The following is a 13,608-nucleotide window of genomic DNA, read 5'->3' as shown; positions in this document are numbered from 1 at the left end:
TTTAAATTTTAAAAGTTATAGCAAACGTCCAATCTGATAGACAATAAAAGTATAAATAATACTATTCTCTCGAGTTTACTTCGGTATTTTCCTATTGTTAATAAAATAAGCGACCCACATATTAAACAAATAAAATCCGCCGGCAATTTCTATTATAATTTTCCAAATTCTTGTTGCGTCAAAAACCGTAAGAATGTATAGTGCCCCTGCAAAGATTAAAAAATAAAGCATCCTCCTCGTTTCAAAAAAGGAGCGACCACGTTTAAGTATCGTCACATGCTCCGCAATATATTTATCCAATACAATTACTATTGCGTCCAGTGAATTTCGAAACGCTTCCGTTTTGCAAAAATTATTATTAACCGACAATTTAAAGCGGTTTGTAGCAGTTTTTAAATAAAGTACAGGACCTACTCTTCCATAGTAGCATTTGTACAAAATCAATTCACTAAAATGGATAGTTCTTGTTGACCTTTTGAATTGAAATTCTAGAAAAATTTTATCCACCTTTACAATACAATTACGCCTGGCTGTAAATTTTAAAATCTGAAATAAAAGAATGGTTGCGGCGGAATTGAGCCCTACAACGATGAATATCGGCCAACTAGTTTTTAACGCTATAAAGAACAAAAAAATGCAAAAGATGATGCATCCAAAGAATATTAAATTAGTCACAACCGGATTTGTATATTGAAACTTATATTCTTTCATCTTTTATTCTGCAAGTGCATTAACGGCCAACCCTTATTCTTCGATTTGATATATTTCTTTGAGGTTTCTACCAAGATTATCAAAGTCTAGACCATACCCTACCACAAATTTATCAGGGATAGCAAAACATACATAATCTATTTCAACGGGAAACAACAAAGCTTCAGGTTTGTGCAGTAAAGTGGCCAATTTTATAGACTTTGGTTGTGAGTGACGCAGCTGAGGAAGGAAAGAGTGCAGTGTCTTTCCTGTATCTACAATATCTTCAATGATGATGACGTGCCTGTCATTGATATCAAAGTCCAGTCCAATAGCGGTCAACACCTGACCCGTCGATTTCATTCCTTTATAAGATGCCAGCTTTATAAAAGATATTTCCGCTTCAATTTCCAACTCCTTAAACAAATCACTAGCGAACATAAAAGCGCCATTCAAAATAGCGATGAATAATGGTTTCATTCCATCGTAATCTTTTGAGATTTGCTCCGCCAGATTTTTCACTTTCTTCTTAATTTCATCTTCTGAAATGTAAGGAACAAAATTTTTGTTATGGATGGTAATCATGAAATAATATATGTTTGTAGATACAAATGTTGACCGGGTAATTTTAATCTTCAATTGTTAGCGGAGCATTGGGAGCATCGCCTTTCAAATAAATTTTTTGATTAGAGGCCAATTTTTTCCCTGCGGAAAGATGATTATACTCTTCTAATCTTTTTAATAGCACGCCTTCTTTGTCCGAGACCTCTTTTAATGTTTCACCGTATTTAGACAAATAAAAATCCTTATTGCCTTTCTTGGATTTCTTTTGCAAATAAATTAATTCTCCAGAAGAAATAATATCAGATTCTGTAAGGTCATTTAGTTCTAACAAGCGGTGGTAGCCAATTCTCTGCTTGTCCGCCAATGCTAATAATGACAGACCTTTGGGTGCGTAAATCACCTTCGAATCATTAATGGTAAAAACCGAAACCGGATAAGAAGGCATCGTCACCATCGTCTGCGCCACTCGCATCTTCCTTTCAGTATGCACAGGAATGGCGACATCTGAAGATTGTACAGTTGCCGTAGCATTCAAATTAGTATTGGCAATATCGGCCTTTGAATCTTTATTATTCAATGCATAATTCGCGGAAACATCATTCGGATCTTTCTCCTTTGCTAAAGCAATGTCGGAATAATCCTCCAAATGATAGGTCTCAATAATATGTATAAGATTTTTAGGATAATCTTTTTCCGTAGCATAACCATCCTTTTTCAAACCATATGCCCAAGCGGTATAATCGCGTGGATTAAGTGAAAATAAATTGGTATAGTAAGGGCGATTTCTCAAGAAATTAGAATGATCACGATAAGAATCTTCCGCGGAAGCATATACCCTAAAACACTCATTTCGGGCATCATCGTCATGATAAGTCTTTGCACCGGTCCACTCAGTCTTGCATTTGATACCAAAATGATTATTCGATTCTTTTGCTAAGGCACTTTCACCACAACCTGATTCCAATATCCCCTGAGCCAATGTGATAGATGCCGGCACGCCCGTGCGAATCATCTCTTCCATTGCAATATCTTTATATCGATCGATATACGCAGTCACTTTATTTGCTTGCGCGAATCCAGCTGACCAGAGCGTTACAGATAAGAATAACAAAAGAAGTCTGCGCATTATTTTTTCTTTTTGATTAACAACAATCCATCCCTTACGGTAAGCATTACTTGTTCAGTTCTTTCATCTCCTGCCACGTGTTTATTAAAAGCGTCCATGGCCACCGCATTCTTTCCTTTTATCTTTTCTTCTAAAACCTGACCATGGAAGAGTACATTGTCCGCCAAAATTATTCCATTGTCATTCAACTTATTTATCACCAGTTCGTAATAGTTTATATAATTATTCTTGTCCGCATCAATAAAAACAAGATCCCATTTATAATTCAAAGTAGGCAATATCTCCAACGCATTACCATTATGCAAATGTATTTTATTTTTATAAATACTACGATCGAAATTCTTCTGTGAAAATAGCGCGTCTTCTTCACGCAATTCTATTGTATGTAATTCTCCATCTACCTGCAAACCTTCAGCCAAACAAAGGGCACTATATCCGGTAAAAGTACCAATCTCTAAGATATATTTCGGCTGCTTCATCTTACTAAATAAGGACAATATTCTACCCTGCACATGGCCACTCAACATATGGGGTTGCGCATGCGTAGCATAGGTTTCCCGATTAATGCGTTGCAACAGTTCACTTTCCGGCGAGCTATAAACAGTCGCATAATTCTCTGCTAATTCATTTATCAAATCCATAACATATTGTTTAATTAATTATTCAATGCTCCATTCTTAACCTTCTATCCTAATATTATACCTTGTAAGTAGGCCTGCAAGATTGTCATTAGAAAACCTCGCTTTTCCAATCTTATTTTTATCGGGATCAATTACGAAATTATATGCCTCTCTCAAGTCAGCATTTATCAAAATGGTCCCATCAAACACCGCATTTAGCAAATCACAATTATCAAAATCAACTCCTGTCAAATCAGCATCCGCAAAATCTACTTCCTTTAATGAACAATTTACAAATTTTAAATTTCTCAATTTTGTTTTGTAAAAAGAAGAATGGTTCAATTGACAGTTATCAAAAATAAAAGTCATAAAAGGATTACAAGTTTCAAACTTAATCCCATACATTTTACAACCCTTAAATGTGACATCAGAAAATAAGGTGTTCGTCACTTTTAACATAAGCAAATTGCAATCTATAAACTTACAATCTACAAACCTGTAATTTGAAAAATCTGCTTCCAAAAACTTACAGTTTACAAACTGACAACACTCATATTCATCTTGCTGTAATTGGCTTATTTTCTCAAATAATTCACCTTCAATCATCATTTATATTTTAATGAAAATTTTGAAATCTCTATCTATCTTCAAATTCAATTTTCTCTTTTTGAAATAATCCACAAGCCCAGCCAAGTGATTAACCCATTAATAGCAATTAATTCCAAGCCTATTTCAAAATCGCCAAAAATATATCTTTGATAATAATCAATAAAGAAACAAATAATCGGTGCGGCAAAACATATATAAGGCACCAAACCATCCTTCACTTTTCGCCTTGAAAAAATACCAAAAGCAAACAAACCCAAGAGCGGCCCATATGTATATCCGGCAAGTTTAAGGATCACCCCAATCATACTATTGTTGTCAATCAATTTAAACACCAAAGTCAATATCATAAAACTCAAAGCCACCCACAAATGCGTTTTTTTACGAATAGACTTTTTTCTTTGTTCACTCCAATCTTCACGCCTTTTCATTCCTAAGATATCGATACAAATAGAAGAAGTGAGTGCCGTCATCGCACCATCAGCACTGGGGAATAAAGCAGAAATTAGTGCAATGATAAAAACGATGGAAAGCACAGGTGGCATATGTTCCAGCGCAATCGCGGGGAACAGTTGATCGCCAGAAGCAGATAGATGTTCCTGCGCACCATACAAATGCAATAGGCCACCCATGTACAAAAACAAGCCGATTACAACCAACATAATAAATGCCAACGAAATCATGTTTTTCTGCGAATCTTTCAATCTTGTTACCGATATACTTTTTTGCATCATCTCTTGATCAATGCCTGTCATTGTGATGGTGATAAATGCTCCAGCTAATATTTGTTTTACAAAGAAGTTTTTACTATCTACGTCAGTACTAAATATGCGTGTGAGCCCCTTTACATGCATCTCCAATAAACTTTCTCGTATGCCAATATTCATGTGATGCAACATATAAATACTACAAATGATCAACCCCAAAAGCATACAAGTCGTTTGCAGGGTATCAGTCCATACAATCGTTTTCACACCACCTTCATAAGTATACAAAATAATCATGATTAAAATAATAGCCGTCGTCAGCCAAAAAGGCACATTCAATTTATCCAGAATAATAATCTGCAAAATATTTACTACCAAATAAAGCCTCGCCGTAGCGCCGACCCAGCGCGATACAATAAAAAATAATGAACCAGTTTTGTAAGAAGCCGTCCCCATGCGCGTTTCCAGATAACCATATATAGATGTCAGTTTTAATCGATAATATAATGGAAGCAATATAAAAGCAATAGCAATATAACCAATCATATAGCCTAAGGTAATTTGCAAATAACCAAAGGCATCGCGCCCAACCGCACCCGGAACACTTACAAAAGTAACGCCGCTAAGCGAGGTTCCAATCATACCGAAAGCCACTAGCATCCAGTTGCTTCGGCGATTACCGATAAAAAAGGATTCATTGTTACTCCCCCTGCCTGTGCGCCAGGAAACCAAAAGCAGCAGAGCAAAATAAGTAAATACAATTATTAATAAAGTTGTGGCCGACATATCTGACGTTTAGTGAACAAATATACAAGTTATCGTTTTTAACCACAGCTTTGGCACTAGGCAAAGTTTTTATTTTCGATTATGCCATCTACGTTCCTGCTAAGTTTAAAGAAATTGCAATATATCCAGTCTGAAACCTATGTTTAAAGTCGCTTTTGACGCCTTCCCTTAACAATAGATACAATGCTCCCAGCCTGCTTGAGAACCGTTTTTTAATGAAAAGTACGATAAAATCAAATTATCGCTTTGTGTCGAAGTTGTATATGGTCAGAGCATTGAAATTAGCACTCTAAAAAGAGCTAGCCCACAAATTCAGATAAATTAAAGTAATCTTCCACAATCCTATTTCACTAGTTCAATAGGTCCACATGATCAAAAATTAAAACAAAAAATAGAAGTACAAGTTAATTATTTAGATATCGAACCTTGCAATACGAACTAAATTAAACCTTTTTAATCAGGCAATATTGTCTGCTTTTACCAAGTGAAATATGTATTTTTGAGAAATAATAATGCTCGATCTATGAAAAAAATAGTTTGCAGTCTAACCATTTTAGCCATTTGTCTTTTACAAGTAAGAAAAGTTTCCGCCCAGGAAATAAATGTGGGTAGTTATAATCTGCGTAATGAAAATACATACGATACGGGAAACCTCTGGATGCAGAGATATACGCATGTTGCAGCACTTATTAGATATCACGATTTTGATATTTTTGGTGTGCAGGAAGCATTGCAGCATCAGTTAATAACACTTCAATCTGAACTTCCAGGATATGCTTACTATGGCATTGGCAGGGATGACGGTAAAGATGCAGGTGAACACGAATCTATTTTCTATAAAATAGATAAATTTGAAATCTTAGATAAAGGAGACTTCTGGTTATCCGCTACACCTAATGTGCCGTCTAAAAGCTGGGATGCACCCTGTTGTAATAGAATTTGTTCTTGGGTTAAGATGAAAATAAAATCTTCCGGCAAAATATTTTATATGTTTAATGCACATTACGATTACGAGAAAGATTATGCAAGAAATGAAAGCAGCAAATTAATGTTGAAGAAGATAGCAGCTATTGCAAAAGACGCACCGGTTATCGTAACAGGTGATTTGAATGGAGGAAATAAGAGTGAGTGGTATAAATTGCTAGCGGACTCTCCTAAACTAAAAGACACCTATACCTTAGCAAAAGACCCCTACTTTTCCCGAGGTTCTTACAATGGATTTGGTAGTGTACAAGACAATGAGTTGATAGACCATATTCTGTGTAGTAAAGAATTTTCCGTCAAAAAATGGGGCCTTCTAAGTGATACTTATGGAGACAAGAAATATCCCTCCGATCATTGTCCGGTTGAGGCAACCATAACTTTAGAGTAGTTACTATGTGGATTTAGGAATCTCATAAAAAACACTTTGCCCATTTTTTGCAGAGTGTTTTTCACTTCTAATCTGTAACATATTTAATTGATAATATTGCTACCACTTAATATTCCTATTGATAAACGTCGTTAATTGGTTAGCCATATTTAGCTGCTCTTTTTCACTAGGATGACCTGAGGTTTGCTTATAAGGAAAGATACAAGTATAAAGATTTTTATTGCCCAGGCCTGCGACGGCTTTCTCAATATATCCAATCCAAGGGGAGCCGGATTTAGTTGCATCCATATTACCTAATGCACAAACTATCTTAGCATTGGGGTAATGATTAATTAATTTTTTAATGAATGATTCGTAAGCATTAACAATAAATTCAGGTGTAGGGGCTTTGTTGCCAAATTGTCTTTTAAACTCCGGATTTTTAGGGATCTTCACTATCCAAGAGTCATTTTGAAACAAATTTACGACAACAATTTGAGGGGAGTAACGACTAAAATCCCATTTAATATCTGGGTCATTATAATAAAGTCGATCGTACATTTCAGGCATAATGAGTGGGAACCAGCTTACCATTACGCCAATACCGCTTTTAGAAATACAATGAAAATCTGCATGCAGTTTACGGGCAGTTATGGCTGCATATGACATATAGCCATCTTCATATTGTGGAGCACTATTGTTGCCCGCAGAATCTTCATCACCATATCCACAAGTAATGGAGTTTCCAAAAAATACCATTTTTCTTTTAGGCACCGGTGTCGGTGCCAAAAGCTTTGCCCCGCGGTTTAGTTGAAATTGATAAATGTAAGTCCTCCCAAATGCCGCTTCCGTAATTTTAAATAGTTCAACAGAGTGGTTGGTATTCTTTAAACCTTCACATATAGTATATTCATTTTTACCTTTTTTTAGGTGAAGTTGTTTTAAAACTTTTCCGTCAATGATTACATCAAAAAAATTGTTTCCATCCTCATCGCCTAATTCCGCTTTGACAGAATTTCCATGAAAATTAAATAAAACACTACTTCCTGTCCATGACATAATAGTGGCAGAATCTTTTATGTCAATTCGTCCACAATATCGAATTTTCTGATTATCATTTTTGACTAAGGTAGCATGATTGCCTCGAGAAAAGACGCATGTAGTAGATATGAATGTTAAGAAGAGTAAACTTAAAAATTTCATTTTGATATATTTATTTTCATTATTGCTTTGATTGAAGGAAAGCATAAATTTATACTAAGCTAATCAAAATTGAAAATATTCTTTCTTTGATTAACCTCGCTTATTGGAATATAGCAAAATCCATTAAATTCGTCGAGGTAATGATAAAAGGATTTCTACAATTATCGTTTACAGACCCGGGCTGGTGAAAATAGTGCCGGAATGATACTGTAGGTTACAACACCATCATCCCGGTCTTTTAAAATATCAATTCTGTCGTGGTGAAAATAAAACATTGATTTGTTTAACCAGAAAAAGAATGGTTAATTAAAAAAATATTAAGACTTCCTCCGCAATTTTTTGAATCATTTTTATTCATTTTAAGATTAAAAATAGAGAAAAGAGCGCTCATATATTTTTAATCTTTGCAAGACTCATCAGAGCTTTCTATAAAATCTTTATTTTTTTATAGAAATAATTCCTTTCTGAAGTCCAGTAGAAGTCGCATAAACCTCTACTTTGCCATGTTTTAATCCTGACCTCAATAATATCGTTGCAATACCAGCCTCAGCCTTAATATCTTTTGGACTGACAATAACCGCGTCACCAGTTATCGCAAAGTGAATTTTATTATCCGCCGTAAATACCGGATGACCTGCAGCATCTACAATTTTGGCACGTATAAATATTGCATCTGCACCATCGGCAGATAGAGGCCTATTTTCTTCATCCGCATAAAGTTCAATTGCCAAGGGTTTGTCTGGAGTGAATACTGTATAATTGGCTACCGCCTTACCTTTCCTATAGCCTACAGCTTTTAATGCTCCGGGAGCATATGGCACATGCATAAAAGTAAAAGGTGGGGAAGATAAATGCTTCGCATCGCCCCCGCCAAAAGGATGCCCTCCTTGATCCAAAGCAGTGCCATAAGGCGCGTCAGGACCGTTATCAGGTTTTTGAGTAGCTATTTCTTTATTATTTACATACAATTTTACTTCATCACAGTTACTATAAACAATCACCTTTGTGGGGGAGCTCCCTGGCAACCAGTAATTAGCGATATAAACCATCGGTTTTGCATTACGTTTTTGACTTTCAAAAAAATAGTAAGAAAATTTAGGAATACGGTAAAGGTCTGCCAATCCCCAAGACTCTACCTTATCGGTAACACCTGCTAACCCATCAAAAAATGCCCAGGTCAAATCACCAATAGAATGTGGATATGATTTTATATTCCGATTATGCTCCCATTGCAGATTCCAAGCTTGTTGTAACATAGCTTTCTCACCGTCTCCTCTTGACTTTCTGGATGTGCTTTCTCCACCGCCAAATTCATAATCTCCATATTCTCTAATTAAAAAAGCATTATCGGGATAGGTCGTATTATCACGTGCACCAGGATCACCGTTCCAATCGTCATAAGGTACGTCCCAGCAGGCCTTTGTAAAATAGGAGTCTCCACTTGTGTAAAAATTTTCTTTTGTAGGCCACTCACTTTGAGCTACTTCATTTTGTTCACAACGAAACGTAGCTGTAGGATAAGTTTCGTTTAAACTCATTTCCCATAACACGATAGAGGGGTGATTCCTGTCTCGTCTAATAGTTTGACGAATATCATTCATCACATTTTGTTTGAATATGGGGGATTGATTAAAAAATTGCCAACCAGGTATACAATCAACTAATAATATTCCTAAACTATCACAGGCATCATAAAAAGAAGGAGCTTGAGGATAATGTGCCAATCTAAGACAATTGATGCCAGCCTTTTTTATAAGGTATGCATCCCGGTAATTGGCATTGTCCGATAAAGCATTACCAATCCAAGGATAATTCATATGTCTATTGGATCCTTCAATACGAAAAGGTTTTCCGTTAATCAGTAGTCCTGTTTTACGACTTATATAAAAACTACGAATACCAATATTTGTATTCTTTGAATCCCTACTTTGTCCATCCTTTTTTATTATTGTGCGCAATGTGTATAAATTAGGCTCGTTGGGACTCCAAAGCTGTGGGTGCTTTATCGTTAACGATTGCCGTAGGTCAATATCGGAAGACGCCTTTACCGAAACAATATGCGATTCCTCTTGGATTACAATTTTACCAGCACGGTTAATTAATTGCTGTTCTAAAGTGAAATGTTTGGTGTGGTTACTCTCGTTTTTAATATTTGTTTGAATATCTACTGTAGCCTGTTGCGACGACACATCTTTATAAGTAACAAAAATGCCGCCCCCTGCCTTTTTATCGGCAGTATTCGCATTAGTAATATGAAGCAAATTGGTAACGTGAAGCCATACATTGCGATAGATTCCCGAATAGTAAATAAAATCTAGCTTATTCACAGGTTTTCCCGGCGGCACAAGTGGATTTGCTCGATTATCCAGCTCAACCACAATTGTATTATCATATCCATATTTTGCCAAGTCCGTTATATCGACAGAGAAAGGCAAGTAACCACCTAAATGTCGTTGTACAAATTTGCCATTGAACCAAATGGTGGCTATTTGCATTGCGCCTTCAAATTCGATCACAATTTTCTTTCCTTTTAAATTTGTTGGAACCCTAAAGGTTTTCTTGTAATAAGCAAGACCTTCTCGTGGATGTATGACTGGCACAGATTCAGGAAATGCAATGTGTGGAAGCGTTACGTCTGCCCACTTACGGCCTTTTAACAAAGAAAATGCATGTTGCAAATCAGTATTTTCATGCAATAAAGCTGAATCACTTTTATTTACCTTCTCGATTAAAAATTGATCATTCCAATTCTTACCAAGGCCGCGTTGATCTTGTTTATCATCTTTATTTCCTAAAAATTCAATACTTGCAAATTTCCAACCGGTATTGAATTTCGTAGAACTAGAATAAAAATCCTGCGCAAATAACAACTTGGGACCCAAGCATAACACAAAGAATATAAAAAAAACTATACTATTTTGTTTCATATATAATTACTTAAAATTAAACCAATTTAAATAACGAATGTATTAATTGATGCATTAGTGTACCCACTCACGGCAGCGCCAATGGGTTGGGCTTCGGAAATCATAGACTTGCCTAATGGTAACGCCTTACTTCGTTTTTTTTAGTGTCCGGCTTAGTCCCTAAACCAGATAGTATTTTTAAACCTTGTTGGTCGCTTACAGCTCAGCCGCACTAAAGCGATCGATTGGCTTTACGCTCCTTTTTATAAACTCCAATGTTTACATTGGTAGCACAAGAATCCTATAATATCTCAGCAACGTGCATCCAACAAATCAATTTTCTCCTTTAAATCTGAACCAATTAAAATCGGCATACCCGCCAAGACTTTCTTTATGTGTGTTAAAACAAAACATTGCAAATCTGTTTGCTGTCCAAGCATAACCAAGAGCCATTTTCAATTGATCACCAAAAGGAATAAACTTTTCCCCATCTATACTATAAGAAAAAGAAGCTAAAAATTTAATATGCGTAGCCGCTGCTCTTATCCATATTTTTTGTGGTTTAAAATCGGCAATACTATCGATTACCTTTCCATTATTGATCATCATTAAACAATTACGATTCTCTTCTTTGCGTACAGCTATGAAAGCATAAGGTGATTGGAAAATACCAAATCCGGCTATGTCTCCATCTTTTAGCCCCTCAAGTTCCATTTCAACAGTTCCTACTGAGGCCGGCCCTTGCACCCGTTGGGTAAGTGTGTTACGCGCAAAAGGCAATTTTTTCGCATAGCAAGCATGTAAACGCATATATCCAGTTCTTTCTTTTAATGACCACTTTTTATTGTCAGGGTTATGATTCCATTGCCATTGTAAGCCCAACTTACCATTAGAAAATTCATCTGTCGTCGCAGGTACTTTTACTGAATATTTTCTCCCAACATTTGGCTTTGTATAAACAACTACACCCTTTCCATTGCCATCTTTCCCCAACATTGGCCAGCCGTCTTTCCAGACAACCGGAACTAAATTCGGCACACGGCCTATTGCACCACGGTCTTGCATAATGATAAACCACCAACTCCCATCCTGTATCTGAACCATGCCTCCTTGATGCAACCCATTCCCCGGATAGGAAGATTCATCCTGTGCAATTACTTTGCTTTCGTATGGGCCATAAATGCTTTTACTTCGCAGACACATCTGCCAACCTTGCGTTCCTCCTGCAGGGCAGGTAATATAATAATAACCATTGATCTTATAGACATGCGATCCTTCCATGCCATATCCGGAACCTGTAGCCGTTGAGCCAGCCGGAACTGGAATAGATTTATCCCAAATTAATTTTGGTGAACTAATTACCGAAAGCGCATTAGCAGAAAGCTCTGTTACATACAATTGCCCTTGACCATGCACCACATAAACTTTACCGTTATCATCAAAAAACAGCCCCGGATCATATAGGTATTCTGGGAATATCGTGCGCTTCCAGGGACCGGTTATATCTTTAGCCGTGCACATCGAAAAATGTCCCTTCTCTTTCCCCCAGTTTGGGGTACAAAAGCCAACATAAAATAACCCGTTATGATACCTAATTGTAGCTGCCCAAGATCCTCTTAAATACATTTCACCGCCTTCTAAATTATATCTTGGATCTTCATCATAACGTTGAACGGCGTAAGCTGCTAATTCCCAATTCACCAGATCTTTTGATTTTAAGATAGGGCACCCGGGAACATAATGCATGCTTGTTGAAACCATATAGAATTCATTTCCCACTCGGATTACATCCGGATCAGGCCAATCTCCCCAAAGTAGAGGATTCTTATACGTCCCATTGCCATTATCAGCGGTCCATAGATGGTCCCCATTGTTGGTTTGAGCTTTTATGGGCTGTATAAACCCCGCAAGCAACAATAATATGAATGTTATCCGCATATAACTTTTCTTAAAATGGATAATTTAATTATTTATTTTGAATATTTAGATATCTGTTTTTCATTGATTGTAATACCGTTTCAATCGGTGCGCCTTTAAAGATTATCTGCCAATGGTCGAAACATCCTTCAGTAAGAAAACGCTTTACTTAAATAATCATTTAATATATGCAAAAAGTCAAGTTTTTTATTGCCATTTTGAATGGAACTTAAGAGAGAAATCCAAAAACTAAAACCTTATACGAATGCAATCAGAAAAAAGACTGTCCGAACATCTTTTATCAAAAAATGTCGGACAGTTTTCATTAAAATCAATAACCATTATTTTGCGTCAGCTTTTTATCGATATCACGCTGTGACTGTGGCACTGGCCATAAATAATCTCTATTCGAATTGAATAATCTTTGTTCTACAGTAATGTTACTTCCAGAAAGGTTTAATGCACCGGTATTAGCATCTACTGTACCGAGCCTAGTACCGTATACAGTTCCTGACCGGACTTGCGGACCTATTTGCCAGCGTTGGATATCAAACCAACGCAATCCTTCTAAAGCAAACTCCACCCTTCTTTCCCGACGAACTAAAGTTCTTAGAGTGGATTGGTTAGAATAAACAATTCTATCTACTTTCGGCATGCCTGCTCTTATCCTTACACTATCTATAGCGTCGTATACCGAATTGTCAATACTTCCACTTTCTATTTTTGCTTCTGCATAACTGAGTAATATTTCTGCATAGCGTATTACAATTATATTCAGGCCAGTATTCCACATATCGTCAAAATCAGAAAGATTAGAGGTAAATTTCTTTTCAATATATCCCGTCTTTGAATTGTTACCACCATTGTAAAAATCAGGAGAGCTTTTCTCTATTGAATTATAATACTTTCCTTCATACAATTGTCCAGGACATACTATTGTTGCAGTGAGTCGAGGGTCTCGATTATTATAAGGATCATTTGCATTGTAACCAGAGCCAGCTTCATCTATAGTTTTACCATTTTTCATTTCATAGGCATCCACCAAGGACTGTGTAGGATCTAAGGAAGCCCATCCTCCAAAGGAAGAAGATGGCATTACTCCCATGTCGCCATTTGGCTGATCATTTTCTTT

10 protein-coding genes are annotated in these 13,608 nt (G+C 36.4%); 1 reads left to right on the top strand and 9 read right to left on the bottom strand.

Features of this window, described 5'->3' with window-relative positions; all coding sequences use genetic code 11:
• Positions 1–744: 744 nt before the first annotated feature.
• Genes hpt through ACQR30_RS11465 form a run of 5 tightly spaced genes read right to left on the bottom strand, consistent with a single transcriptional unit; the run spans position 745 to position 5,099 of the window.
• On the bottom strand, positions 745–1,275 hold the full coding sequence (gene hpt / locus ACQR30_RS11485; protein WP_429735190.1) for a hypoxanthine phosphoribosyltransferase: 531 nt from the start codon (positions 1,273–1,275) through the stop codon (positions 745–747).
• 43 nt (positions 1,276–1,318) lie between these two features.
• The gene (locus ACQR30_RS11480; protein ID WP_429735187.1) at positions 1,319–2,380 is read right to left on the bottom strand and encodes a glycoside hydrolase family 73 protein; all 1,062 of its coding nucleotides are present in this window, start codon (positions 2,378–2,380) and stop codon (positions 1,319–1,321) included.
• Positions 2,380–3,021, bottom strand: a complete 642-nt coding sequence (locus ACQR30_RS11475) for an O-methyltransferase (protein ID WP_429735185.1) — start codon at positions 3,019–3,021, stop codon at positions 2,380–2,382. The genes ACQR30_RS11480 and ACQR30_RS11475 overlap by 1 nt, the downstream gene beginning before the upstream one ends.
• A gap of 36 nt (positions 3,022–3,057) precedes the next feature.
• Positions 3,058–3,609, bottom strand: a complete 552-nt coding sequence (locus tag ACQR30_RS11470) for a pentapeptide repeat-containing protein (RefSeq protein ID WP_429735183.1) — start codon at positions 3,607–3,609, stop codon at positions 3,058–3,060.
• A 44-nt stretch (positions 3,610–3,653) separates the two neighbouring features.
• Positions 3,654–5,099 carry a sodium:solute symporter gene (locus tag ACQR30_RS11465; protein ID WP_429735181.1) on the bottom strand — a complete coding sequence of 482 codons (1,446 nt, stop codon included), beginning with the start codon at positions 5,097–5,099 and terminating at the stop codon, positions 3,654–3,656.
• 523 nt (positions 5,100–5,622) lie between these two features.
• Here ACQR30_RS11465 and ACQR30_RS11460 point away from each other — a divergent pair.
• Positions 5,623–6,471, top strand: coding sequence for an endonuclease/exonuclease/phosphatase family protein (locus tag ACQR30_RS11460; protein ID WP_429735179.1), 849 nt, complete (start codon positions 5,623–5,625; stop codon positions 6,469–6,471).
• 99 nt (positions 6,472–6,570) lie between these two features.
• On the opposite strand, the gene ACQR30_RS11455 is transcribed toward ACQR30_RS11460, so the two are convergent.
• The 4 genes from ACQR30_RS11455 to ACQR30_RS11440 all read right to left on the bottom strand — a co-directional run.
• A complete protein-coding gene (locus tag ACQR30_RS11455) occupies positions 6,571–7,653 on the bottom strand; it encodes an SGNH/GDSL hydrolase family protein (RefSeq protein WP_429735177.1) in 1,083 nt (360 codons plus the stop codon).
• Positions 7,654–8,090: 437 nt separating this feature from the next.
• Positions 8,091–10,580, bottom strand: coding sequence for a glycoside hydrolase family 2 protein (locus tag ACQR30_RS11450; RefSeq protein WP_429735175.1), 2,490 nt, complete (start codon positions 10,578–10,580; stop codon positions 8,091–8,093).
• 312 nt (positions 10,581–10,892) lie between these two features.
• Positions 10,893–12,497 (bottom strand): glycoside hydrolase family 43 protein, encoded by a 1,605-nt coding sequence (locus tag ACQR30_RS11445; RefSeq protein ID WP_429735173.1) that lies wholly within the window; start codon positions 12,495–12,497, stop codon positions 10,893–10,895.
• 310 nt (positions 12,498–12,807) lie between these two features.
• Positions 12,808–13,608, bottom strand: an 801-nt coding sequence (locus tag ACQR30_RS11440; RefSeq protein WP_429735170.1) for a RagB/SusD family nutrient uptake outer membrane protein, incomplete at its 5' end; no start/stop codon positions are given.

Source organism: Arachidicoccus sp., from assembly GCF_050436765.1.
Classification (GTDB): domain Bacteria; phylum Bacteroidota; class Bacteroidia; order Chitinophagales; family Chitinophagaceae; genus Arachidicoccus.
This window is presented reverse-complemented; position numbering and strand designations above follow the sequence as displayed.

What these genes read in the sequence shown, in the direction of transcription:
- hpt (WP_429735190.1), bottom strand. Translation starts at nt 1,275, where the DNA reads ATGATTACCATCCATAACAAAAATTTTGTTCCTTACATTTCAGAAGAT.
- ACQR30_RS11480 (WP_429735187.1), bottom strand. Translation starts at nt 2,380, where the DNA reads ATGCGCAGACTTCTTTTGTTATTCTTATCTGTAACGCTCTGGTCAGCT.
- ACQR30_RS11475 (WP_429735185.1), bottom strand. Translation starts at nt 3,021, where the DNA reads ATGGATTTGATAAATGAATTAGCAGAGAATTATGCGACTGTTTATAGC.
- ACQR30_RS11470 (WP_429735183.1), bottom strand. Translation starts at nt 3,609, where the DNA reads ATGATGATTGAAGGTGAATTATTTGAGAAAATAAGCCAATTACAGCAA.
- ACQR30_RS11465 (WP_429735181.1), bottom strand. Translation starts at nt 5,099, where the DNA reads ATGTCGGCCACAACTTTATTAATAATTGTATTTACTTATTTTGCTCTG.
- ACQR30_RS11460 (WP_429735179.1), top strand. Translation starts at nt 5,623, where the DNA reads ATGAAAAAAATAGTTTGCAGTCTAACCATTTTAGCCATTTGTCTTTTA.
- ACQR30_RS11455 (WP_429735177.1), bottom strand. Translation starts at nt 7,653, where the DNA reads ATGAAATTTTTAAGTTTACTCTTCTTAACATTCATATCTACTACATGC.
- ACQR30_RS11450 (WP_429735175.1), bottom strand. Translation starts at nt 10,580, where the DNA reads ATGAAACAAAATAGTATAGTTTTTTTTATATTCTTTGTGTTATGCTTG.
- ACQR30_RS11445 (WP_429735173.1), bottom strand. Translation starts at nt 12,497, where the DNA reads ATGCGGATAACATTCATATTATTGTTGCTTGCGGGGTTTATACAGCCC.